We start from the raw sequence: 23,922 nt of genomic DNA on the forward strand, positions 1-23,922 counted from the left end.
CATGCGCAGCCTGCTCAGACTCTGCCCGCTTCTCCTCGCCGCCGTGCTGTTGTTCGGCACGGATCCCGCTTTTGCCGGCAACCGCGTCGCGCTGGTGATCGCCAATTCGGCCTATCAGCACGCGCCGTCGCTCACCAATCCCGTCAATGACGGTGCGGTGATGGCGAAGACGCTGAAGGAGGCCGGCTTCAACAGCGTCGATTTCCGGCACGACCTGTCGGCCCTGGATACGCGGCGCGTGCTGCGCGATTTTGCCGATGCGACCCGCAATGCCGACATCGCCGTGGTCTACTATGCCGGTCACGGCATCGAGGTCGAGGGTTCGAATTATCTGATACCGGTCGACGCCAAGCTTGAGCGCGACACCGACGTCTATGACGAGGCGCTCTCGCTCGACCGCGTCCTGGTCGCCGTCGAACCGGCCAAACAGCTTCGGCTGGTGATCCTGGATGCCTGCCGCGACAATCCGTTCGGCAAGACCATGAAGCGCACGGTGGCCGCGCGCGGTATCGGCCGGGGCCTCGCCCAGGTCGAGCCGACCAGCCCCAATACGCTGATCGCCTATTCGGCGAAGGCCGGCTTCACCGCTCAGGACGGCGACGGCGCCAACAGCCCCTTTACGGTGGCGCTGTCGAAGCATCTGACGACGCCGGGCCTCGACGTCCGCCGTGCCTTCGGCTTCGTGCGCGACGACGTGCTCAAGTCGACCGGCAACAAGCAGGAGCCGTTCGTCTACGGCTCGCTCGGTGGCGAGGACGTGCCGCTGGTTCCGGTCAAGGTGACGGCCGCAGCAACGGTTGCGCCCGCGCCGAACCCGCAGGCCGATATCCGCCGCGATTACGAGCTCGCGCTCCAGGTCGGCAACAAGGCGGCGTGGGCCGCTTTCCTCGCCCAGCATCCCGATGGCTTCTATGCGAGCCTCGCCAAGCTTCAGGTCGAGAAAATCGGTGCCGAGCAGGCCCATGCGGCTGCCACCGAGAAGGCGAAACAGGCCGAGGCAGAACGCGATCGTCTTGCCGCCCTCGGCGCACAGAAGGATGCGCAGGCCAAAGCCGCGGCCGATGCGAAGGCCGCCGAGCAGGCGCAGCTCGCTGCGCAGAAGGCCAAGGAGCAGGCGCAACAGCAGGCAGCTGCCGCCGAGCAGCAGCGCGTCAATCTCGCCGCTGCGGCCCCGAGCGCGGCGCCGGCCAGCACCGCGAGCCCCGCCGGCACCAACGTTGCCTCTCTGACGCCGGCGACCGCGCCGGCGGATCTCAGCCGTTCGGTGCAGACCGAGCTCGGCCGCGTCGGCTGCTTCTCGGGCACTGCCGACGGCAATTGGAGCACATCCTCGCAGCGCTCGCTGTCGCAGTTCAACCGCTATGCCGGCACCAAGCTCGACGTGAAGGTGGCGAGCACGGACGCGCTGGATGCGGTCAAGGCCAAGCCGTCACGCGTCTGCCCGCTGGTCTGCGAGCACGGCTTCAAGGCCGATGGCGACAAGTGCACCAAGATCGTCTGCCGTGAGGGCTATGCGGTCAACGACGACAATGAGTGCGAGAAGAAGCGCGCCGCCAAGCCGGCCAAGCCTGCAACGGCGAAGCGCGATGACGGTGATGAACGTCCCGCCCGGCAGCGTCCTCAGGCCGGCGGCGCGGCAGGCGGCTATGGTGCCGCGGCCGGCATTGCGGCCGCTGCCGGCGCCGGTCGCGCCGCAGGTGGCGGGCAAGTCATCTGCAATAGCACCGGCTGCCGCCCGGTCAGCCGCGGTTGCCACCTCGAATATCGCGGCGGCGGCGGCCCCGGCAACGATGCCAATGCCGAGGTGTGTCGTTAGGGCATGCATGATCCAGGTCGTCGTCCCGAAAGCCCGGGACGACGTCAGGTCGCAATCGCGCTCGCCGCGATGTTGACCGTCAGTGCCAGCAAGGCCGTGTTGTAGATGAACGATACGATCCCGTGCGCCGTGGCCGTGCGGCGGATCGTCTTGTCGGTGATGCCGACGTCGGAGACCTGCGCGGTCATGCCGATCACGAACGAGAAATAGACGAAGTCCCAGTAGTCGGCGTGGTCTTCCTTGTCGCCGCTCGGGAACTGAAGGCCGCCCGGCTTGGCGTTCCGATAATAATCATGCGCGTAGTGCAGCGCGAAGGTCGTGTGCACGGCGGCCCATGACATGGCGATGGTGCTGATTGCGATGGTCAGCTCCAACACGCCCCGATGCGGTGTGCCGAGTTCTGAGACGATCGCGGCGATGCTGGCGAAGGCGCCGGTCGCCGTCACCAGCAGGATCACGAAACGGCCGTCGTCCTGCATCGCGGCGGCGCGCCGGATATGGTGATGGTCGTTGCAAAGCATCATTGCGTAGACCAGCACGAGATAGACCGCGATCAGCGCATCCCAGCCGAACAGGAGCCGTGTCACCAGCCGGTGCGAGCCCGGCAGCAGCAGACAGACCAGGACGCCAGCCGCGAGCGCGATGAAGGTCCGCGGCCGCGCGTAAAGCAGCCGCATCGGCCGCGACATCTGGCGGAAGCGGACGAGGACGGGATCTTCTTTGCCCTCGGCCGCCATCGATGCGTGTCAGCTCTTCCGCTCGGCGACAAACCGCGCGGCGGCCTGCAGCACGGCGGCGCGATCGCCGAAGATCGAGACCGCGCTGTCGGCCCGGGCGAGCAGGTCGCGCACGCGCTGCTTGGCGCCTTCGATGCCGAGCTGGGTGACGAAGGTGGTCTTGCCGAGCGCGGCATCGGCGCCGGCCGGCTTGCCGAGGGCCGCCGCATCGCCCTCGACATCGAGCAGATCATCGGCGATCTGGAAGGCTTCGCCGAGCGCGCGGCCGTAATCGTCGAGTGCCTGATATTCTTTCTGCGAGGCCTGGCCAAGGATCGCACCGGCGATGCAGCCGTAACGCAAGAGCGCGCCGGTCTTCATCTGCTGAATGCGGGCGACATCGATCGGCTCGTTGCCGCCAAAGCGGCCTTCGCCGGCGAGGTCGAGGATCTGGCCGCCGACCATGCCGCCGATGCCGGCGCAGCGCGCCAGCGCGCGCGTCAGCAGCAGCCGCACATTGGCGTCGCGATGGATTTCGTCACGGGTGACGATGTCGAAGGCCAGCGTCAGCAGACCGTCGCCGGCGAGGATCGCGGTCGCGTCATCGGTCTGCTTGTGCAGGGTGGGGCGGCCGCGGCGCAGGTCCGAATTGTCCATGGCGGGCAGATCGTCGTGGATCAGCGAATAGCAGTGGATGCATTCGAGCGCGGCGCCGACCAGCAACGCGGCTTCACGGGGAACACCGAACACGGCCGCGCTCTCGACCACCAGGAACGGGCGCAGACGCTTGCCGCCGTTCAGGCTCGAGTAGCGCATTGCGTCCATCAGTCGCTTGGGCCGGGCGATCTCATCGTGCAGGATGTCGTCCGACAACAGGCGCCCGAGCAGGGCCTCGGTGTCATCAGCGGTCTTGTCCAGACGCTTGGCGAAATCGGACGGGGACGTGCCGGTCATCAAGAAGGGCTCCAGAACTAAAATTCGGCGGGACAATCCTTTATGCGCCCGCCCCAGTCAATCGTTTGGAAGGCCTAAAAAGTGCTGGAAAAGGCCCGAATTATCACAGACTTAATGGCGAGAGCCGTGGCCGCGTTTCGTTCCATGCCGGAAAGGTCGATTTGCGCATCGTCAAAATCCTGCTGGTAGCGCTCGCGGTCGTCATTCTCGCGCCCTATGTGATCGCGCCGTTCTACCGAACCGGCCATCCGGGTTCGACACTGATGGCGTGGCGTTCGCTTCGCGGCGCGCCAATGCAGCGGGAATGGATCGATCTGGCGGCGATGTCGCCCTATCTGCCGCGCGCGGTGGTGGCGGCTGAGGACGCACATTTCTGCAAGCATCAGGGCATCGATTGGGGGGCGCTGCGCGAGGCGATCGATGACGCGCAGGAGGACGGCACGCCGTTCCGGGGCGCCTCCACCATTACCCAGCAGGTCGCAAAAAACCTGTTCCTCTGGCAGGGGCGGGATTTCGTCCGCAAGGCGCTGGAATTCCCGCTGGCGCTCTGGATCGATCTCGTCCTGCCCAAGCCGCGGATCCTGGAGATTTATCTCAACATCGCCGAGCTCGGCCCGCAGGGCCAGTTCGGGGTGGGGGCGGCCAGCGCCTATGCCTTCGGCAAATCGGCCGCCGCCCTCTCTCCGCGTGAGGCGGCCCTTCTGGCCTCGATCCTGCCGAATCCGGTCAAACGCAGCGCCAAAACCCCCGGTCCGGGCGTCCGGCGGCTGGCAGGGACCTATGTGGCAAGGGCGCAGGCCTCTTCGCTTGCGACCTGCTGGCGGGAAAATCGCTGATTTTGGGCTCTTTTCGGGCGCATTTTCCGGCCCAAGAGCCTAGCTTTGCAGCCAGCCTTCCTCTATAAGCGCGACCTTGATCGGCATTCAGCTCGCCTCGGATTGCGGGTGCTGAGCCGTCCCTCGCGGACGATGCCCTGATAACACCAATCCCTAGAGGATATTGAAATGGCCGTTCCGAGAAGAAAAACCTCGCCGTCGCGCCGTGGCATGCGCCGCTCGGCAGACGCCATCAAGAAGCCGACCTATGTGGAAGACAAGGACTCCGGCGAGCTGCGTCGTCCGCACCATCTCGACCTCAAGACCGGCATGTACAAGGGCCGTCAGGTCCTGAAGAAGAAAGAGTCCTGAGTTAAGGACCTTTCTCCAGGCGGGATGATTGCACCTGCCTGATTTCGGCCAACCCATGAGATATGACAGTGGCGGCGGCGGAGCTAATGCTTCGCCGCCGCATTGTCCTGTCTGGATATCTTGATCGAGAAGGCATTTCGCCGATGGTCGGTTTCCCGCTGCTTCTGATTCCGCTCGCGGTCTACAACATCATCGCCTTCCTGATGCCGACCGTGTCCTTCACGGATGTGCTGTTCAAGGTGCCGATGGTGTCGGGCGAGACCTGGCCGGTCACGCTCGCCGACGTGATGCTGGCGCTCGGTATCGTGCTGCTGCTGCTCGAAGTGGTGAAGGGCGCGCGGCCGGGCTCGAAATTCCTGATGGATCATCTGCTGTCACTGATCCTGTTTGGCGCGGCCGCGGCCGAATTCGTGATGTGGCCCAAATTCGGCAACTCGACCTATTTCCTGCTGGTGCTGCTCGCGATGGCCGATTTCCTCGGCGGTATTGCCCAGCGCACGCGCCGCCGCGTCACCTATGTCGCCGAGACAACGGTGCCGGCGCCACGCAAGGCCAAGCGTCAGGTGGAAGCTCCGGATGCCGTGGCCGAGCCCAAGTTCGAACCGGTGTCCGCGCCGATCGCAGCACCGGCGGCACCGCCCGCGCCCTCGGCACAGTCGGTCGCCGAATCCGTGCTGATGGATCCTCCCGCGCCGAAGCCGGTGCAGAGCACGCCCTCGCCGGAAGTCCCCTCGCCGCATTTGCAGCCGGGCGACGGCACGCCTCCGTCCCCCGACACGCCGCCGCGCTGACCGATCTCAAGCCACCTGCCGCGTGCGCGCGCTGACGCTTTGCAGCGGGCGCTTGTCGCCATAGGCCGTCTGCGCATCTTCGGAAGAGGCGCGGCGCAGCCGGCTCGCCTGGGGCAGATGTTCGGCATTGGCGATCAGCTGGGCGACGAAGCTGGGATCGGGGCGCGGCAACGGCGTCTTGTGGACCCATTGCAAAATCGGCAGTACCGGCACCAGGGCCGTGCCTGTGCCGCTATCCGCCGCGTCCGATCGATCGGTACTCAACATCGCTATCACCGTTGATCCGGCAGAGCCTGTCGCGTTTCGGGACGCTGGTGCCGGGTGCGTGTCAGTACTCGCAAGGCCTATGCCGGACGGGCCGGTTTGGTTCCCCCGGCCTGTAGAAACGTGGTTTCCAAATTGTTTATCAACTTTGCCTAGGGTTGGGGACGAATCTAGCTCTATCCTGTGTCAGCTCAGGACTTTCCCGCTGTCCCGAAACGAGGCGATTTTGATCCCCGCATTACCGCAAGCCTCCGACATCCTGGCCGCCCTCGGCCAGGCCGTGTTTGCCTGGGACATTGGCAGTGATGCGATCGTCTGGGGTGACCAGGTTGGCAGCGTCTTTCCCGGCATTCCCGCCGAGCGGCTGGCGACGGGGGCCGAATTTGCCAAGCTGATCGAGCCCTCGCCAACGCTGCGGAGCGCCGCGCTGGCGCAAGCCTATGCCGTGCATGGTGCCGACGGCACGCCCTACCGGGTCGAGTACGGGGTGCGCATGAGCGCCGCCGATCCCGTGATTTGGATCGAGGAGACCGGCCGCTGGTTCGCCGGCCCCGACGGCCGCCCGGTGCGCGCGATCGGCTCGGTCCGAATCAACAATGAGCGCCACGCCCGTGACGAGGAGCTGACCAAGCTGGCCCGGCTCGATCCGCTGACCGGCGAGCTCAACCGCTCTCATCTGATTGCCGCGCTGGCCGAGGCGATCGAGGAGACGACCCGCTTCCGCTCGACCGCGGCCTTCATGCTGGTCGGTATCGACCATCTTGCCCGCGTCAACGACGCCTTCGGCTTCGACGTTGCCGACGCCGTGATCCTCGACATCGCCAAGCGCATCCGCTCGCGCCTGCGTGGCGGCGACGTGCTCGGCCGCTTTTCCGGCAACAAGTTCGGCCTGATCCTGAAGAACTGCACCGTCGACGACATGAATGTCGCCGCCGAGCGTTTCCTCGCCGGCGTTCGCGACGAGGTGGTGCCGACCAAATCCGGTCCGGTCTCGGTCACCGCCTCGATCGGCGCGGTCAGCGTACCGCGCTATGCCCGCAACACCGACGAGGCCGTCAACCGCGCCCATGAGACGCTGGATGCCGCCAAGCGCCGCCGCGTCGGCTCGTTCGCGGCATGGCGTCCGGATGCCACACGCGACGCGCAGCGCCGCGTCAACATCCGCGTCACCGACGAGATCGTCACCGCGCTGAACGAGCGCCGCATCAAGCTCGCCTATGAGCCGGTGGTCTCGGCCGTCTCCCGCGAGCGCGCATTTCATGAATGCCTGGTGCGGATGGACCAGGGCGACGGCCAGGTGCTGCTCGCGCCCGACATCGTGCCGGTCGCCGAGCGGCTCGGCCTGATCCGCCTGGTCGATCATCGCGTGCTGGAGCTCGTGGTCGCCGAGCTCGCCGCCGCGCCCGACATCTGCCTCAGCCTCAACATCTCGCCTGATACGACCATGGATCCGGACTGGTGGGCGGGCATCGAATCGCTGATGCAGGCCCATCCCGGCGTTGCCGAGCGGCTGATCGTCGAGATCACCGAGACGGTCGCGATTCAGGACATCGATGACGTCCGCGCCTTCGTTGGCCGCCTCAAGCATTTCGGCAGCCGCATCGCCATCGACGATTTCGGCGCCGGCTACACCTCGTTCCGAAACTTGCGCAAGCTCGGCGTGGATATCGTGAAGATCGATGGCGCGTTCGTGCAGAACATCACTCATTCCGCCGACGACCGCGCCTTCGTGCAGACCCTGATCGATCTCGCCCGCCGCCTCGACATCAAGACCGTCGCCGAATGGGTGCAGGACGAGGAAGCCGCAAGCATGCTGCGCGATTGGGGCTGCGACTACATCCAGGGCCGCCTGATCGGGCTTGCGTCTGGCGAGCGTCCTTGGGGGACTTCAACGGATAGTGCGCTTCCTGCTGCATGCTGAGGTCTCGTAGGGCGGGCAAAGGCGCACTTGCGCCGTGCCCACCATTCCTCCGTGATGGATACAGATCGTGGGTACGCTTCCGCCTTCGCTCTTCGAGCTACGGCGGACAAGTCGCTTTGCCCACCCTGCGAAACTTCACGCCCCCTCATCCAGCGCCACCAGCTCGCGCTTCTTGCGCAGCGACGGCAATAGCGGCGCGATCAGCAGCACCAGGGCAAACACGAGACAGACCCCCGAGATCGGCCGCTGTACGAAGGTCCAGAGATCGCCCTGCGACAGGATCAGTGACTTGCGCAGATTGTTCTCCATCATCGGTCCCAGCACGAAAGCCAGCACAAGCGGCGCTGGCTCGTAGCCGAGCTTGCGCATGAAATAGCCGATGATCCCGAACGCGATCATCACATAGACGTCGAACACGTTGTTGCTGGAGCAGTAGACGCCCAGGATCGTGAACAGGATGATCAGGGGGAACAGGATGTTGTACGGCAGCTTGAGCAGCTGCACCCACATGCCGATCATCGGCAGGTTCAGGATCAGCAGCATGACGTTGCCGATATACATGCTGGCGACGATGCCCCAGAACAGGCCGGGGTTCTGCGTGATCAGCAGCGGTCCCGGCTGCAGGCCGTGGATGACGAAGGCGCCGAGCAGCAGCGCCATCACCACGTTCGGCGGAATGCCGAGCGTCATCAGCGGAATGAAGGCGCCGCCCGCCGCGGCGTTGTTCGCCGATTCCGGTCCGGCAACGCCTTCGATCGCGCCATGGCCGAAGCGCTCCGGCGTCTTCGACAGCCGCTTCTCCAGCGCGTAGGAGGCAAAGGACGCCACCACCGCGCCGCCGCCCGGCAGGATGCCGAGGAAGAAGCCGAGGATGGTGCCGCGGCCGACCGGACCTGCGCTCGCCTTCCAGTCCTCCCTGGTGGGCAGCAGATGGGTGATCTTGGTGTTGATGATGTCGCGCTTGATCGCCTGCTCGGTGTTGAGCAGCACCTCCGCAACGCCGAACAGGCCCATCACGACGGGCACCAGCCCGATGCCGTCGATCAGCTCCATGCGGCCGAAGGTCAGACGCGGCTGCGCCGTGATGCTGTCGAGCCCGATCAGTCCGAGCACGACGCCGATGCACGCCATCAGCAATGCCTTCGGCATCGAGCCCTGGGTCAGGAAGGTGAGCACCACGAGGCCGAGCACCATCAGGCTGAAATATTCGGCCGGGCCGAACGCGATGGCGACGCTGGCGAGCTTCGGCGCCACCAGCATCAAGGCGATCAGCGCGAACGTGCCGGCAATGAAGGAGCCGAAGGCGGAAATGCCGAGTGCAGGGCCAGCGCGTCCCTGCTTCGCCATCTGGTGGCCGTCGATGCAGGTGACGACGGAGGCCGCCTCGCCGGGGATGTTGACCAGGATCGAGGTGGTCGAGCCGCCATACATCGAGCCGTAATAGATCCCGGCCATCATGATGATGCCGGATTCCGGCGTGCCCGACAGCGTCACGGGCAGAAGCAGCGACATCGCCGAGATCGGCCCGATGCCCGGCAGCACGCCGACCAGGGTGCCGATGAAGACGCCGATGAAGCAGTAGAGCAGGTTGACTGGCAGCAGCGCGACGCCGAACCCATGCGCGACATTGAATAGCGTATCCATAGGGTCAGCCGATCCCGAACAGGCCCGAGGGCAGCTGGATCAGCAGCAGCCGCTTGAGCACCCACCACATGCCTGATGGCACCAGGACGGCGATCGGGATCGCCAGCGTCCAGCGGACGGGATCGATCAGCCGCAACAGCAGCAGCACCAGGGGGATCGACGACAGCAGGAAGCCGAGTGGTTCCAGCGCAATGGAGAATGCCACGAGACAGGCAATCAGCAGGAGCGGCTTGCTCCAGCGCACATTCTCCCAGCGCGAGGCCAGCGTCGGCGCGCCCTCGGTGAGCGCCGAGACGATGATGGCGCCTGCGAACACGCACATCAGGATGCCCGTGTAGAACAGCACGTAGCCGGAGCCGGGATCGTTGATGGTGCCGAGCTTGAGCTTCATGCCGGACCAGATCACGAATCCGCCCAGCGCGAGCCCGATCAGCCCGCCCCAGAGCTCGGAATTGCTGAGGCGGAGTTTGACGTTGGTGTCGTTGTTCATGTGAAGCGCCTTGAGATCACCGTCGTCCTGAGGTGGCGGAGCGCAGCGTAGCCCTCGAAGGGCGACGGTGCCCCGATCCATCCTTCGAGGCGAGCCGCAAGCGCGGCTCGCACCTCAGGATGAGGTCAGCATGTGTGATGGGACAAGCTACTTCTTCGCGAGCCCGAGCGTATCGATCACCTTGCGCTCGGACTCCGTGACCTCGACGACGAACTTCTTGTAGTCCTCGGTGTTCTTGTAGTTCGGCACCATGTCGTATTTGGCGAGCGTCGCGACCACCGCGGGATCCTCGACCGCCTTCTTGAAGGCATCGTGCAGCTTGGCGACGATCTTTGGATCCATGCCTTTCGGGCCGGCGATGCCGAACGGGGAATCATAAACCATGGGATAGCCGAGCTCCTTCAGCGTCGGCGCATCGGGATAGTTCGGCGAGCGTGCGCCGGTCCACACCATCAGCAGCCGCAGCTTGCCGGCGTCGACCAGCGGCCGCCATCCCGTGGAGTCCGCCTGAAGCATCGTGTGCTGTCCCAGCACCGCGGCGTTGGTCTCCGCGCCGCCCTTGAAAGGAACTTGCGTCAGCTTGATACCGGACATTCCGGCGATCTGCTCCATGCCGATATGCAGCGAGGTGCCGGCGCCCGGCGTGGCATAGGTCACCTTGCCCGGATTCGCCTTGGCGAACTCCACGACGTCCTTCCAGCTCTTGAACTGCGACTCCGCGCTGGTGGTCACACCGAAGGTGTAGCCGGTGAGATGGATGATGTAGGTGAAGTCCTTGGCCGGATCCCACGACACTTCCTGCATCAAGGGCAGGCGGAACACGGTGATCGGAATCTGCGAGATGGTGTAGCCGTCCGGCTTCGCGGCCGCCGCCATGGTCGCGGGGCCCACCGTGCCGCCGCCGCCGGCCTTGTTGTCGATCACGATCGGCTGCCCCAGCACCTTCGAGGCGCTGTCGGCGATGGCGCGCATCGAGATATCGGTCGATCCGCCGGCCGGCCATGGCACGATCAGCGTGATCGGCTTGCTGGGATAGTCCTGCGCGCTTGCGGCAGTCGAGAGCAATGCGCCCATGACAGCATGCATCGCGGCAAATGCGATCGTCTTCAGCCCGTATCGCGGCATCGAAACTCCTCCCCTCGCGGCGGCCTCTTTGCGGGCCGCCGTTTTCTCGTTCTTGCGCGGCGATTGTTCCTGAAATCGAGGGAGAAGAAAAGCGCATTGCGCGGACCGCGGGCGCCGGGCGATGCGGCAATCCCGGTCGAGGCGGCACATGCGACAATTCGTCGTTTGGTCGTGTGCCGAGAGACGGAATTTGAGGGAGCAGAAAGCCGCTACGCCACGCGCCGGACCGTGTTCAGCGTCTCGATGGTGCGGCCGACCTCCGATGCGGGGCACGGCCTGCCGAAATAATAGCCCTGTACGGCGGTGCAGCCGCATTCGCGGACGAAGTCGAGTTGCTCCTCGGTCTCCACACCCTCCGCCGTCGTCTCGACGCCGAGCACGGAACCGAGGCTTGCGATGGTGCGGACGATGGCAACGCTCTCCGGACTTTCGCCGAGCGTGCCGACGAAGGAACGATCGATCTTGATGCGATCGAACGGAAACTTGCGTAAATAGCTCAGCGAGGAATAGCCGACGCCGAAATCGTCGAGGCTGACGCGCACGCCTAACGCGCGAAGCTGGTGCAGGATCTCGATCGTCGCCTCGCTGTCGTCGAGCAGCGCCGTCTCGGTGACCTCGAGCTCGAGCCGTTGCGGCGGCAGGCCGGCTTCGGCAAGTGCGCTCGTGACCATCGCCACCAGCCCGCGCGAACGGAACTGCACCGGCGACAGATTTACCGCGACGGTGACATCGGGCCAGGACGCGGCGGTCGCACAGGCGCTGCGCAGCACCCATTCGCCGATCGGAACGATCAGCCCGGTCTCTTCAGCGATCGGAATGAACTCGGCCGGCGAGACGAAGCCGCGCGAGGGATGTTTCCAGCGCAGGAGTGCCTCGAACCCGGTGAGCTCGGTCGAATCGAGCCGCAGTTGCGGCTGGAATACCAGATGGAATTGACGCGCCTCGAGCGCGCCGCGTAGATCGTGCTCCAGCGCGTGCCGACTGCGCGCCTCTTCCTCCATCTCGGGCTCGAACAGCTGATAGGCGCCGCGCCCCTTGGCCTTGGCCTGGTACAGCGCGAGATCTGCGCATTTCATCAGTTCGTCGGCATCGAGCCCGTGGTCGGGTGCGATCGCGATGCCGACGGAGGCGCCGACATGGATCGACTGGTTTTCCAGTGGCGGCGGATGACCGAGAACCTCGACCAGACGCCGGGCCAGCTTTTCCGCCGCTTGCGGCTGCGGTCCGCGCTGGAGCACGGCGAACTCGTCGCCGCCGAGCCGCGCGACGGTATCGTGCTCGCCGACATTCTCCTTCAGCCGCGCCGCGACCCAGCGCAGCAGCCGGTCGCCGGCGGCGTGGCCGAGGCGGTCGTTGACGGTCTTGAAATTGTCGAGGTCGAAGCACAGCACGGCCATGGCGCCGCCGGCGATCGCGACCTGGTTCAGTCCCTCGCCCATCTTTTCGCGGAACAGCGTGCGGTTGGGCAGGTCGGTCAACGAATCGTGCCGCGCCATGTGCGCGACGCGCGCCTGGGCCTTGTGGCGCTCGGTGACGTCCTCGTAGGTGACGACCCAGCCGCCATGCTCCATCCGCTTGTGATTGAGCTTGATGATGCGGCCGTCGCTCAAATGGCGATGCAGCGTATGCTCGCCCTCGCGCAGCCGCTCGACGTAATCGGCATAAAGCCGCGCGGCTGTGGTGTTCTGATGGACGCCGAGCTCGCAGCTGTGCTCCATGATTTCGCGCATCGAGACACCGGGCTTCACGATGTCAGGCGACAGGCCGTACATCTCGATGTAGCGGCGATTGCACACGATGACGCGCAGGCTCGCGTCGAGCATGCACAGGCCCTGGCTCATGTTGTTCAGCGCCGCGTCGAAGCGGCGATACTGCTCGCTCAGCTCCTCGATCGCGTGCTCGCGTTCGGTGATGTCCTCGTAAGTGGCGACGAAGCCGCCCTCGTGCAGCGCGCAATAGCGCACCGAGATCACTGTATCGTTCGACATGCGCCGGCGCATCGGCGAGGAATCGCGGTTCGCGATCCTGGCGCTGGCGGCTTCCAAGAGCTGCCGGGGGCTGTACTCGGACGAGAACGCGCCGTTCGCCATCGAGCGCTCGATCAGCTCGGCGAGATGCGTGCCGGGCCTGGTCTCCTCCGGCGACAGCAGGTAGATCTTGCGGTAGGTGGTATTGCAGACGCGAAGGCGCATGTCGCTGTCATAGAAGGCGAGCCCGTGCGCCATGTTCTCCATCGCGGCATCGAGAATAAAATTCTGTTGCCGCAGCGTCTCTTCATATTGCAGCCGCTCCGTGACGTCCTCATGCACGGTCACCCAGCCGCCGTCGGGCAGGAAGCGCGAGACCGTCTGCACCATGCGTCCGTCATAACGCATCACCAGCAGGGACTTCGCCTTTCTGGTGCGCACGTCCTCCAGCCTGGATTTATGGAATTCGTCTGTCGGCATGCCCGGCAAATTGCCGCGCGATACCCAATGATCGAGCACCTCGCGATGCGAGGCGCCCGGCCTTACGATGCTGGGATCGAGGTTGTAGAGGTTCAGGAAACGTTCGTTGCAGACGACGACGCAACTGTCGGCATCATACATGATGAGGCCGTGCGACATGTTGGCGAGCGCGTGCTGGCTGCGCTCGGTCTGCACGCGCAATTCCGCCTCGAGCCGGGCGAGGCGGGTGACATCGTCGCAGATCGTCATCCAGCCGCCGCCGGGAAGCGGCTTGAGCTCGAGCGACATGACGAGGCCGCTCGCCAGCTGCTGCTCGGTCCGGAACGGCTTTCCCCCAGCGATCTGCGCGATCCGCGCCGAATACAGCGTGTCGAGCTGGTCCTGGGGAAAGTTGCCGCGCATCGCACTATGCGCAAGTACCTCGCGGTAGCTCGTGCCCACGCGCACGATGTCGGCCGACATGTCGAACAGCGAGAGGTAACGCTGGTTGACCAGCACGATCCGGTTGTCGGCATCGTAGACGCAGACGCCCTGTTCCATGTGGTCGAGCGCAAGCTGGCTCAGCGCGACCAGGGCCTCCGGGCCCTGCTCGCGGCGTGCACCAAGCTCGTTGTCGCGGGTCGACGTCATGGGATCGGCGGGATCTCGGCGAGCAATAGACTTAACGCAACCTAATTCAGCCGCCGAGGGTAGCGAAGAGGCCGGAAAATTCCCTTAAGCGCAGTAGTTTACGGAGGGTGACTGACGATGGAGAGCGCGTCGGAAATGCGGAGGTGCGCGCGAGAGTTGGGCGGGAGGGCGCGTCAAATGAAGTGTCGTCCCTGCGAAAGCAGGGACCCATAACCACAGGGGAAGGTTTGACGAAGATTGGAAGTGAAGGGGCCTTCCCGTGGTACCAGCATTGCGGCTTAGAGACAGATCACGCGGTATGGGTCCCTGCGTTCGCAGGGACGACAGCGGTGGTCTGGTCCGACGGCCTCCCTCACGGCCCGTACAACACCAGTTCCGTATCGGTGAGATCGCCGAGCTGCGGCCGATCCGGGCCCTTGAAGTATTTGCGACCGCGCCGCTCGGTATAAATACCGACCAGGCCGGGAAGCGGTCCATTGGAATCGATCGCCACCGCGATCTTGCCGAGCCGAAGCAGCAGCCGGCCGATGCGGCCTGCGCAGGCGGCATATTCCGCGGCGCTACGGCAGTAGATCAGCTTCATCGCAGGAGGCGCAATGAAGCCGCGGCGGATGCGCACCGGCTGCAGGATGAAGGGGAATGTTCCCTTCGGCGTGCGGCAGACGAGGCTGAGGCAATTGTAGCGCGCATGCCGCGTCAAGAGCTCGGTTTCGGCTTCGGATAGCCCCTCGATCGTTTTGGCGTGAGGCGAGATGACCTCGATCTCGCTCCAGCGCGGAGGTCGCGCCAGGGCAGGAACCGAGAAGAATATGCCGCGGCAATAGGCACGAAAGCCCTGCGTCTCGATGATCGGCCAGGTCCACGGGGCCGGGCTGATGTTGAAATAGGTCACGTCCTTGTGCCGCTGCGCGATCTTGGTCAGCAGCGGGGCATAGTTGCGGTAGGCCGGATCGACATACCAGCTCGACAGATTGCACTGGATGGCGGTCTCTTCGCCGTTCTTCCGCGCCGTGTAGATCAGCAGCAGCACACCGACCGGCGTGCCGTCACTCTCGAGCATGTAGCCGAAGCGCGGATAGCCCTCCGGCACGGACCGGAAGGCCTGCCGGCGCAGACCCTGGATCCAATAGTTCCGCGAGCGGCCGACGAAGCCGCGCGTCAGCAGGTCCGCGACCGCTTCGGCGTCGGACTCGGTGATCTCGCGGCATCGCACCTTGGTGTGAATCACGCTCGTCTTACCCGTGGAAATGACAGGCCTCGTTTGGTCTATTGTTTCAGCATGATCTTGTCGGAAGACCGCTTTGCACTTTTCGCTGACGCGGTCCTTCGGATCCGGATCATGCTGCTAGCGCCAGCCTTCGACATGGGCGTCGGCCGTGACCCGCGGCTGCAGGCCCAGGACGTCCCGCACCTTGGCGGGCCAGGCGGAAAGGTCCGTGCCGTGGGTGTGGAACATGGCGACCGCCAGCCGGTCCATGCCGAAGGCGACGCAGCCGGTGTGGGCCGGCTCGCCGCCGGCATCCTGGATTCCCCAGGTCGTGCCGAAATGCTCGCGGTGATAGTTGAAGCTCATGCAGGCCGTCGGCTGCTCTTCCGAGCGCAGCGGAATGAGCAGCTCGAACTTGAGCTGCTGCTGCTTCTGGCTCACCGCCTTCATTTGGCCAACGCGGCCGAAGAAGGGATCGCTGGCATAGTCGACGCGGAAGGTGAGGCCGAGGTCGGTCGCGATCTTCTGCGCGCGCACCATCCAGCGCTCGCGGAAATCGGCGACGTCGTCGGGGCTGCCGATGCAGACATATTCGCGCATCCGGAACGATTGCAGCCGGTCGAGATGCTTCGACGGCTCGCGGCGGAAGCAATCAGCGGCAACGTCGAAGCGCAGGCCGCCCTTCGGCAAGGGGCCGCGGCTCGCCGCGATCGGATAGACCGGATAGCAGGCGGCGGGCGACAGCACGAGATCGGCGGGAGACAGTGAGGTGGTCCAGTCGCCGCCGGCATCGAAGCGGCTCACCGCGGCGTTGATCTCGCGCTCGGTCCCGTGCAGACCGCAAACGCAGCCGAGCAGGTTCGGAAAGCTCTTGAGGTAGCCGGATTTTTCCAGCTGGGCCCGGCTCATCACCGGCGGGAAACGCATCACCTCGGTGCCGCTCTCGCGATGGCTGGTGATCAGCGCGGCGAGCTTCTCGACGACGCCTTCATAGAGCGCGGTGCGGGCGTAGACGCCATCGGCGCCCATGCGGTGGAACAGCTTGTCGGCGAGATGATCGAGCGGATCGATCATCTGCGGCGCGGTCGCGGGCGAGTCGGGGAGGATGGCAATGTTCATGGCGCGATGTCCTGTTATCTCAAAATTGTTGTTGTTGATTCAGTCGTGAAGGCTTGTCGGCACGCCGCTCATCAGCGTCGATGTCGCGGCATTGGCCAGGATACGGTCGTTGTTGATCATGATCGGGGACGACAGCACGTCGCGGAGGTGCCGGCCCATGGTGAACTCGCCGTCGTTGCGGTAGCCGGAGAGGCCGGCTGTGCGCATCGCATGCATCACGGTCTCGACCGCGAGCTCGGAAGCCTGCACCTTCAGCAGCGTGATCGAGGACTGGAAGTCGAGCGAGCCGAGGGCGCGCTCGTCATGCTCGGCGCGGGCAAAGGCATCGATATTGGCCGACAGCAGCGCGCGCAGTTTCGCCAGCGACATCTTGGCGGCGGTGAAATGCGCCGCGGCCGGCGGCATCTGGCCGCCGGAGGTGCGGGCCGCCTTGCGGATGAAGGCCTGCGCGCGGGTCACGGCTGCGGCGGCGATGCCGGCCCAGGCCGACGACCAGCACAGATGCGCGAATGGCGTCATGGTCTGGCCGTGGATCTTGTCATAGGATTCCGGGAAGACGCGATCGGCGGGACAATCAACCTTCAGCTCGAAGCCGGTCGAGCAGGTGCCGCGCATGCCGAGCGTTTCCCAGCCCAGCGTCCGCTTCAGCGAATAATCGTCCCTGGCGAGCGCCAGCAGCACCTGGTCGGAGGCGGCGGCCTCGGTGGCGCGGCGGGCGATGGTGACGAGGCCGTCGGCTTCCGCGCCGTAGGAGATCACGGTGGCGTCGCGCACCAGCGAAACGGTGTCGCCGGCGTGGTCGACGGCGGCGGCGCTGGCCCGGATGTTGCCACCGTTCTGGCCTTCAGTGGTGGAGGAGGCGAGCAGCCACTGGTCGCGGGCGACCCGGCGCATCATGGTTTCCATCCAGGGGATGCCGTGGCCGTGCCTGACGACGCAGGCGACCTTGGTCTGGTGCATCGCATAGATCATCGCGGTCGAGGCGCAGGCGCGTCCGAGCGTGTAGCAGATGTCGGTGACGTCGTAGATGGAGGCACCGAAGCCGCCGAATTCGACCGGGATCATGACGCCGAGCAGCTTCTGCTCGCGCGCGACCTCGAAAGCCTTGTGCGGGAAACGGGCGTCGCGATCGACCCCGTCAGCGTCGGCCGCGGCAGCTGCGGCGGTCCGGGCGGCGCGCTCGGTCAGGGAGGGACCCTGCTCGAGGAAGCCCGTCTGCGTTTCGTCGACAGTGAGGACTGCTTCACGCACGTTCATACTCGTCCGCCTCCGGTTTGCCGTTCGAGATCGCCGGCATCATTCGCGATGCGCGTAAGCGATCCTCCGGCCATCTTTGCTTGTGAGATGAGGCTACGGATTTAATTCAAATTCGTCGATGAAATAGAGGGTAAACAAAGCCCAATTCCGAACGAACAGTTAAGGTCCGGTTGTTTGCATCACCCGTTTTTCCAGCATCGCGTTAGGACTCTGGAAGAAGCCTGAATTTCAGACAATCTGAGTCATCGTTTACTAAGAAACGCGAAGTATTGGTGTCGCCCATTGCGGGACCGGCAGGCCGTGCCCATCGTAGCGGCAAGCCGGTTCGACCTTTGACAGACAGACGGGAATTTGCCGATGCAATCCTTTGATACCGACGTACGCAATCGCATCATCAAGCTGGTGAAGGGCATCCTCGAGCAGAATTCGCTCACGGCCGATGTCACGTCGTCTGCAAAGCTGGTCGATGTCGGCCTGACCTCGATGGACATGGTCAATCTGATGCTCGCCGTCGAAGCCGAGTTCGACTTCACCATCCCGCAAGCCGAGATCACGCCGGAGAATTTCCAGTCCGTCGAGACGCTGGAGCGGATGGTGGCGACCCAGCTTCAGCTGGCGAACGCGGCTTAAGCCGCGCGCCGACCTCTCTCCGGGTCGTCCCTGCGAACGCAGGGACCCATTACCCCAGGGAGAGGTTTTGCGAAGGCTGGTCGTTCTGGATTGCGACCAAGCACCTCGAAAGAATCCGCGGTATGGGTCCCTGCGTGCGCAGGGACGACCTCGAGTGAGAGGCGAGCGCGCCCGCGCCCCTCACACCACCGACATCGCCCCACCACCCCGTTCCAAAACCGCCGCAAAACTGGCATAGCTTAACCATGTCGCACGTGGCGAACAGGGTGGAGCAGGCATGAAGCAGGCGGTATTGGGCATCATCGGCGGCTCGGGCATCTATGACCTGCCGGGCCTCGAGAGTGCGCGCGAAGAGGTGATCGAGAGCCCCTGGGGCGAGCCATCGGCGCCCGTGCGTCGCGGCACCATCGCAGGGTTGCCGATCGTATTCCTGCCGCGGCACGACAAGGGGCACCGCCTGTCGCCCTCCGACATCAACTACCGCGCCAATATCGACGTTCTGAAGCGGGCCGGCGTCACCGATCTGATCTCGCTGTCGGCCTGCGGTTCCTTCAAAGAGGAACTGCCGCCGGGCACCTTCGTTCTCGTCGATCAGTTCGTCGACCGCACCCACAAACGCGAGAGCTCGTTCTTCGGCCGGGGCTGCGTCGCGCATGTGTCGATGGCGCATCCGGTCTCTCCGCGTTTGCGTATCCATCTTGCCGCGGCCGCTGAAGCCGAGAGCATCGCGATCGCGCGTGGCGGCACTTACGTCTGCATGGAGGGGCCGCAATTCTCCACCTATGCGGAGAGCATGACCTACAAGACGCTGGGCTATTCCGTGATCGGCATGACCAACATGCCGGAGGCGAAGCTCGCGCGTGAGGCGGAGATCTGTTACGCCACGGTGGCGATGGTGACGGATTTCGACTGCTGGCATCCCGATCACGATGCCGTCACCGTGCAGGACATCATCCGCGTGCTGACCTCGAACGCCGACAAGGCGAAAGCGCTGGTGGCGCGGCTGGCAAAGGACTTTCCGCGCGAGCATGAGTCGTGTCCGATCGGTTCGGACCGCGCGCTCGACACCGCGCTGATCACGGCGCCCGAGGCGCGCGATCCCGAGCTTCTGAAGAAGCTCGATGCGGTGGCCGGGCGCATCCTGCGAGTATGAGAAAGGCAGAATGCCATGAAGGTCGACGGCAAGCATTTTCGCAGCATCTGGCGCGAGCATGACGGCTGGTCAATCGGCGCGATCGACCAGCGCCGGCTGCCGCATGAGTTCGTCGTCGCGAAGCTCACATCCTGCGAAGATGCAGCCGTCGCCATCCGCGACATGCTGGTGCGAGGCGCGCCGCTGATCGGCGCCACCGCGGCCTACGGCATGGCGCTCGCCATGCGCGAGGACGCTTCCGACGCCGGCCTGAAGCGCGCTTACGACACGCTCGTGGTGGCGCGGCCGACGGCGATCAATCTGAAATGGGCGCTGGACGAGATGCGCACGGCGCTCGCGCCGATCGACCCGATTGAAAGGGCGGAGGCGGCCTATGCGCGCGCCGACGAAATCGTCGAGCAGGATGTCGAGATCAACCGCGGCATCGCCGGCAACGGCTTGAAGCTGATCGAGGCAATCGCAGCGAAGAAGCGGGGCGAGACCGTCAACGTGTTGACCCATTGCAACGCCGGTTGGCTCGCCACCGTCGATTGGGGCACGGCGACGGCGCCGATCTATCTTGCGCATGAACGCGGCATCAAGATCCATGTCTGGGTCGACGAGACACGTCCGCGCAACCAGGGCGCCTCGCTCACGGCCTGGGAGCTCGGTCATCACGGCGTACCGCACACGGTGATCCCCGACAATACCGGCGGGCACCTGATGCAGCACGGCATGGTCGACCTCGCCATCGTCGGTACCGACCGCGTCGCCGCCAATGGCGATGTCTGCAACAAGATCGGCACCTATCTGAAGGCGCTCGCCGCCCACGACAACGGCGTGCCGTTCTATGTCGCGCTGCCGTCGCCGACGATCGATTTTGCCGTCCATGACGGCATCCGCGACATTCCGATCGAGCAGCGCAGCGGCACTGAGGTCACCGACATGACCGGCCGCACCGCCGATGGAAGGCTGGAGACGGTGCGCATCGTGCCGGAGGGATCGCCGGTCGCGAATTACGCTTTCGACGTGACGCCGGCGCGGCTCGTGACCGGCCTCATCACCGAGCGCGGCGTGCTGAAGCCGGATCGCGACGAGCTGGCGGCGGCGTTTCCGGAGCGAATCGCGGCGGGAGAGTAGGCTCCGCCGTCATTGCGAGCTCTCGTAGGGTGGGCAAAGGCGCGGAAGCGCCGTGCCCACCATCTGATTGTGGTGGGCACGCTTTCGCTTTGCCCACCCTACGGCTTCGTGCCTCGCAACGACGAGGTGCCTACCCGAGCTTCAACCCCGTCGCCGCCTCAAGCTCGGCGATCGCCTGCGCGCCGCTCGTCACCTTGATCGTGGTCATGCCCATCTCGCGCGCGGGCTTCAGATTGACGCCGAGATCGTCGAGATAGACGCAATTGTTCGGATCGACCTTCAGCGTCTCGACCATCAGCCGGTAGATGCGCGGATCAGGCTTGCGCAGGCCGATCTTGGCGGACTCGATCACGTGGTCGAACAGCACCATGACTTCGGCGATGTAGAGCGAGCGCCCGGTCATGCTGCCGATCGCATTGGCCGGCAGGTTGTTGGTGATGCAGCCGGTCTTGAATTGCGCCTTGATGCGCTTCAGCGCCTCGACCATCTCGGGGCGCAGATCGCCCTGCAGCAGCGGCAGCACGTCGCGGCCGCGCACCTCCGCGCCGAGTGCGAGCGATTCCGTGGCGAACAATTCGTCGAAGGTGTCGATATCGACCTCGGCCCGCTCGAACTTGGCCCAGGCGTTCTCCAGGTGGTTGGCGGCGTTGGTCCGCCGGATGATGTCGACGGGCAGGCCGCGCTCGGTCTCGAACCGCGCGAATGCCTCGAACGGCGAACTCGTCAGCACGCCGCCAAAATCAAAGATCACCGCCTCGATCGCCAATGTCCTGCCCTCGTCAATTCCTTTCCAAGAGGGCTAGCATGCGCTATCGGCAAGGACCAGTCCGAAGCAATCTGCCGCCGCCAATACCGAAGCGTGTTCCCATGAAGAAGCTTGCCATTCTCATTACAGCCGCGCTGCTCGCGACGCCCGCCCATGCCATCGTCGGCGGTGGCACGCCGCAGGCCGATGGCGTGGCGCGCGCTGTCGTCACCATCGTCGGCTCGCGCGGCAATTCCTGCACCGGCACTCTGATCGCGCCGAAGATCGTATTGACCGGCGCTCACTGCGTGCCGCCGGGCGCGGACTACAAGATCGTCGATCGCAGCGGTGGCGCACCGCAATTGCTGAACGTGCGCACCATCGCGATCCATCCGGGCTACAAAGCGCAGGTTCATCGCGCCGGCGCAGACGTGGCGCTGCTGCAACTGGAAATTCCACTCAAGGGAAAATCGGCGGTGCCGGTCGGCGCGCCGAATATTCCGATCCAGGTCGGTAGCCGTTTCGTCATTGCCGGTACCGGTGTCACCGTGCGCGGTGATGGCAGGAGCGGCGGGGCCACGCGCGTCGCGGGCCTTGTCGTCACGGGCCAGCCCGGCACGCTCCAGATCCGCCTGGTCGATCCCGTAACCAACGGTGTTCGCGACGGAATTGGCGCTTGTACCGGCGATTCCGGTGGTCCTGTGTTCGAGGACAAGCCGAACGGCGCCGTGCTTGTCGGTGTCATCAGCTGGGCGACGGGACCGAACGCCGGCGATGGCTGTGGCGGATTGACCGGCGTCACGCCGCTCACGCTCTACCGCGACTGGATCTTGCAGACCGCGCGGAGCTGGGGTGCGGCGCTGTGATTTGACCGCGGCTCGATCTATGTCATTTTGAAGCGGAAGCGCGGCGGGTGATCATGCCGGCCGCGGAGGAAACGCGTCGTCCGTCAAGGGCGGCCACAAAAACAAGCAAGGCATAGAAGCAACAATGAATGTCGCTGTTCGCAGTCACGCCACCGCCAAACAGGTTTCTGAACATTTCGACGTGCTGATCGTCGGCGCCGGCATCTCCGGCATCGGCAGCGCCTATCACATCGAGAAGCAGCTTCCGGGCACGAGCTATGTCATCCTGGAGACGCAGGCGACGTTCGGCGGCACCTGGAGCACGCATCGTTATCCCGGCATCCGCTCGGACAGTGATCTCCATACGTTCGGCTATAGCTTCAAGCCCTGGGTCGGGCCGCCGATCGCGACCGCCGAAGAAATCCTCACCTATATGAAAGAGGTGATCGACGACAACGGTATCGCCAAGCACATCCGCTACAAGCACAAGATCAATTCCGCGAGCTGGTCGAGCGAGCAGAATCTCTGGACTATTGAGGCGGTGACGATCGACACCGGCGAGCCGAGGACGTTCACGGCGAACTTCCTCTGGATGTGCCAGGGCTATTACCGTCATTCGGAAGGCTACACGCCGGAATGGAAGGGCACCGATCGCTTCAAGGGCCGCATCGTCCATCCGCAGACATGGCCCGATGACGTCGACCTCACGAACAAGAGGGTCGTTGTGATCGGCTCGGGCGCCACAGCGGCGACGCTGGTGCCGAACATCGCTGACCAATGCGCGCATGTCACCATGCTGCAGCGTTCGCCGACTTATTTTCGCCTCGGCCGCAACGCCATCGAGATCGCGGAGGAACTGCGCCGGCTTCAGGTCGATGAGGCCTGGATCCACGAGATCGTTCGGCGCAAGATCCTGTTCGAGCAGGATGCCTTCACGAAGCTCTGCGTGTCCAAGCCAGAGCAGGTCAAGAAGGACCTGATCGGCCAGATCAGTGCGGTGCTCGGTCCCGACTACGACGTCGGGACGCATTTCACGCCGACTTACCGGCCGTGGCGGCAGCGCATCGCCTTCGTGCCCGATGCCGATCTGTTCAAGGGCATCGCCAGCGGCAAGGCCTCCGTCGTGACCGACGAGATCGAATGCTTCGTCGAGAACGGCATTCAGCTCAAGTCCGGCAAGCTGCTGGAAGCCGATGTCATCGTCACCGCGACCGGCTTCAATCTCGCCGCGCTCGGCGACATCGCCTTTGAGATCGACGGCAAGCCGCTCGCCTTCGGCGATACCGTCACCTATCGCGGCATGATGTTCACGGGCGTTCCGAACATGGTCTGGGTGTTCGGCTATTTCCGCGCCAGCTGGACGCTGCGCGTCGATCTCGTCGCCGACTTCGTCTGCCGACTGCTTGGTCACATGAAGGACAAGGGTGCGAAGAAGGTCGAGGTACGCTTGCGCGCCGAAGACCACAACATGCCGATCCTGCCCTGGATCGATCCGGAAAACTTCAACCCCGGCTATATGATGCGCAACATGGATTTGTTGCCCAAGCGCGGCGACAAGCCGGAATGGCAGCACAGCCAGGATTACTGGACGGAGAAGGACGAGATCCCGAAGACGGATCTGGATGACAAGGCGTTTGTGTACGGGTGAGAGCGCTCGGGGGTGTAAGGAGCGGTAACGATTGCCACATCCTCCACTGTCGTCCCCGCGAAGGCGGGGACCCGTAACCACAGGGAGTAGTTATGGAGCGAGCTGCTAACTCCGAGCCTTCGCCAAACATCGGCTGTGGCTACGGGTCCCGGATCTGCGCTTCGCTTGTCCGGGACGATAGCGGTTGTGGGATCAGTAGCGCACCAACTCATCC

The 23,922-nt window shown here is 64.7% G+C and carries 21 protein-coding genes; 10 read left to right on the top strand and 11 right to left on the bottom strand.

Features of this window, described 5'->3' with window-relative positions:
- Window position 1: 1 nt before the first annotated feature.
- Window positions 2–1,816: a caspase family protein gene (locus A3AS_RS0106300; RefSeq protein WP_018316751.1), complete on the top strand. Its 1,815-nt coding sequence runs from the start codon at window positions 2–4 to the stop codon at window positions 1,814–1,816.
- A gap of 44 nt (window positions 1,817–1,860) precedes the next feature.
- Here the strand turns inward: A3AS_RS0106300 and A3AS_RS0106305 are convergent, their stop codons facing one another.
- Together A3AS_RS0106305 and A3AS_RS0106310 are read right to left on the bottom strand one after the other, a co-directional pair.
- Window positions 1,861–2,553, bottom strand: coding sequence for a DUF1345 domain-containing protein (locus tag A3AS_RS0106305; RefSeq protein WP_018316752.1), 693 nt, complete (start codon window positions 2,551–2,553; stop codon window positions 1,861–1,863).
- Between the two features lie 9 nt (window positions 2,554–2,562).
- Window positions 2,563–3,486, bottom strand: a complete 924-nt coding sequence (locus A3AS_RS0106310; protein ID WP_018316753.1) for a polyprenyl synthetase family protein — start codon at window positions 3,484–3,486, stop codon at window positions 2,563–2,565.
- A gap of 161 nt (window positions 3,487–3,647) precedes the next feature.
- Between A3AS_RS0106310 and mtgA the strand changes: the two genes are divergently transcribed.
- The 3 genes from mtgA to A3AS_RS0106325 all read left to right on the top strand — a co-directional run bounded on the left by mtgA (window position 3,648) and on the right by A3AS_RS0106325 (window position 5,464).
- Window positions 3,648–4,322: a monofunctional biosynthetic peptidoglycan transglycosylase gene (mtgA, locus tag A3AS_RS0106315; protein WP_018316754.1), complete on the top strand. Its 675-nt coding sequence runs from the start codon at window positions 3,648–3,650 to the stop codon at window positions 4,320–4,322.
- Window positions 4,323–4,490: 168 nt separating this feature from the next.
- Window positions 4,491–4,673, top strand: coding sequence for a 50S ribosomal protein L32 (gene rpmF, locus A3AS_RS0106320; RefSeq protein ID WP_007598106.1), 183 nt, complete (start codon window positions 4,491–4,493; stop codon window positions 4,671–4,673).
- 143 nt (window positions 4,674–4,816) lie between these two features.
- Window positions 4,817–5,464 carry a hypothetical protein gene (locus A3AS_RS0106325; RefSeq protein WP_018316755.1) on the top strand — a complete coding sequence of 216 codons (648 nt, stop codon included), beginning with the start codon at window positions 4,817–4,819 and terminating at the stop codon, window positions 5,462–5,464.
- Window positions 5,465–5,470: 6 nt separating this feature from the next.
- Here A3AS_RS0106325 and A3AS_RS0106330 read toward each other — a convergent pair whose 3' ends face one another.
- Complete coding sequence (locus A3AS_RS0106330) at window positions 5,471–5,731, bottom strand: hypothetical protein (protein WP_018316756.1); 261 nt, start codon at window positions 5,729–5,731, stop codon at window positions 5,471–5,473.
- A gap of 223 nt (window positions 5,732–5,954) precedes the next feature.
- On the opposite strand from A3AS_RS0106330, the gene A3AS_RS0106335 reads away from it, so the two are divergent.
- On the top strand, window positions 5,955–7,649 hold the full coding sequence (locus A3AS_RS0106335) for a bifunctional diguanylate cyclase/phosphodiesterase (protein WP_026201732.1): 1,695 nt from the start codon (window positions 5,955–5,957) through the stop codon (window positions 7,647–7,649).
- Window positions 7,650–7,784: 135 nt separating this feature from the next.
- Here the strand turns inward: A3AS_RS0106335 and A3AS_RS0106340 are convergent, their stop codons facing one another.
- From A3AS_RS0106340 to A3AS_RS0106370, 7 genes are all read right to left on the bottom strand, one after another.
- On the bottom strand, window positions 7,785–9,293 hold the full coding sequence (locus A3AS_RS0106340; protein WP_018316758.1) for a tripartite tricarboxylate transporter permease: 1,509 nt from the start codon (window positions 9,291–9,293) through the stop codon (window positions 7,785–7,787).
- Between the two features lie 4 nt (window positions 9,294–9,297).
- The gene (locus A3AS_RS0106345; RefSeq protein ID WP_018316759.1) at window positions 9,298–9,783 is read right to left on the bottom strand and encodes a tripartite tricarboxylate transporter TctB family protein; all 486 of its coding nucleotides are present in this window, start codon (window positions 9,781–9,783) and stop codon (window positions 9,298–9,300) included.
- 147 nt (window positions 9,784–9,930) lie between these two features.
- Entirely contained in the window at window positions 9,931–10,908 is a 978-nt protein-coding gene (locus A3AS_RS0106350) for a tripartite tricarboxylate transporter substrate binding protein (RefSeq protein WP_018316760.1), read from the bottom strand.
- Window positions 10,909–11,117: 209 nt separating this feature from the next.
- Window positions 11,118–13,985 carry a PAS-domain containing protein gene (locus A3AS_RS0106355; protein WP_018316761.1) on the bottom strand — a complete coding sequence of 956 codons (2,868 nt, stop codon included), beginning with the start codon at window positions 13,983–13,985 and terminating at the stop codon, window positions 11,118–11,120.
- Between the two features lie 352 nt (window positions 13,986–14,337).
- Window positions 14,338–15,213, bottom strand: coding sequence for a hypothetical protein (locus tag A3AS_RS0106360; protein ID WP_018316762.1), 876 nt, complete (start codon window positions 15,211–15,213; stop codon window positions 14,338–14,340).
- 117 nt (window positions 15,214–15,330) lie between these two features.
- On the bottom strand, window positions 15,331–16,311 hold the full coding sequence (locus A3AS_RS0106365) for an amino acid--[acyl-carrier-protein] ligase (RefSeq protein ID WP_018316763.1): 981 nt from the start codon (window positions 16,309–16,311) through the stop codon (window positions 15,331–15,333).
- A gap of 39 nt (window positions 16,312–16,350) precedes the next feature.
- On the bottom strand, window positions 16,351–17,568 hold the full coding sequence (locus tag A3AS_RS0106370) for an acyl-CoA dehydrogenase family protein (protein ID WP_018316764.1): 1,218 nt from the start codon (window positions 17,566–17,568) through the stop codon (window positions 16,351–16,353).
- Window positions 17,569–17,925: 357 nt separating this feature from the next.
- Here A3AS_RS0106370 and A3AS_RS0106375 point away from each other — a divergent pair, with 357 nt between their 5' ends.
- The 3 genes from A3AS_RS0106375 to mtnA all read left to right on the top strand — a co-directional run bounded on the left by A3AS_RS0106375 (window position 17,926) and on the right by mtnA (window position 20,470).
- Window positions 17,926–18,198 (top strand): phosphopantetheine-binding protein, encoded by a 273-nt coding sequence (locus A3AS_RS0106375; RefSeq protein ID WP_018316765.1) that lies wholly within the window; start codon window positions 17,926–17,928, stop codon window positions 18,196–18,198.
- Window positions 18,199–18,475: 277 nt separating this feature from the next.
- The gene (locus A3AS_RS0106380; protein WP_018316766.1) at window positions 18,476–19,351 is read left to right on the top strand and encodes an S-methyl-5'-thioadenosine phosphorylase; all 876 of its coding nucleotides are present in this window, start codon (window positions 18,476–18,478) and stop codon (window positions 19,349–19,351) included.
- Window positions 19,352–19,366: 15 nt separating this feature from the next.
- Complete coding sequence (gene mtnA, locus A3AS_RS0106385; protein WP_018316767.1) at window positions 19,367–20,470, top strand: S-methyl-5-thioribose-1-phosphate isomerase; 1,104 nt, start codon at window positions 19,367–19,369, stop codon at window positions 20,468–20,470.
- A 130-nt stretch (window positions 20,471–20,600) separates the two neighbouring features.
- Here the strand turns inward: mtnA and A3AS_RS0106390 are convergent, their stop codons facing one another.
- Window positions 20,601–21,236, bottom strand: coding sequence for an HAD-IA family hydrolase (locus A3AS_RS0106390; protein WP_018316768.1), 636 nt, complete (start codon window positions 21,234–21,236; stop codon window positions 20,601–20,603).
- 101 nt (window positions 21,237–21,337) lie between these two features.
- Between A3AS_RS0106390 and A3AS_RS0106395 the strand changes: the two genes are divergently transcribed.
- Both A3AS_RS0106395 and A3AS_RS0106400 read left to right on the top strand, forming a co-directional pair.
- A complete protein-coding gene (locus A3AS_RS0106395) occupies window positions 21,338–22,081 on the top strand; it encodes a trypsin-like serine protease (RefSeq protein WP_018316769.1) in 744 nt (247 codons plus the stop codon).
- A gap of 124 nt (window positions 22,082–22,205) precedes the next feature.
- Window positions 22,206–23,708 (top strand): NAD(P)/FAD-dependent oxidoreductase, encoded by a 1,503-nt coding sequence (locus tag A3AS_RS0106400; protein ID WP_018316770.1) that lies wholly within the window; start codon window positions 22,206–22,208, stop codon window positions 23,706–23,708.
- Window positions 23,709–23,922: the final 214 nt, after the last annotated feature.

Source organism: Bradyrhizobium sp. WSM2793, assembly GCF_000379585.1.
Taxonomy (GTDB): domain Bacteria; phylum Pseudomonadota; class Alphaproteobacteria; order Rhizobiales; family Xanthobacteraceae; genus Bradyrhizobium.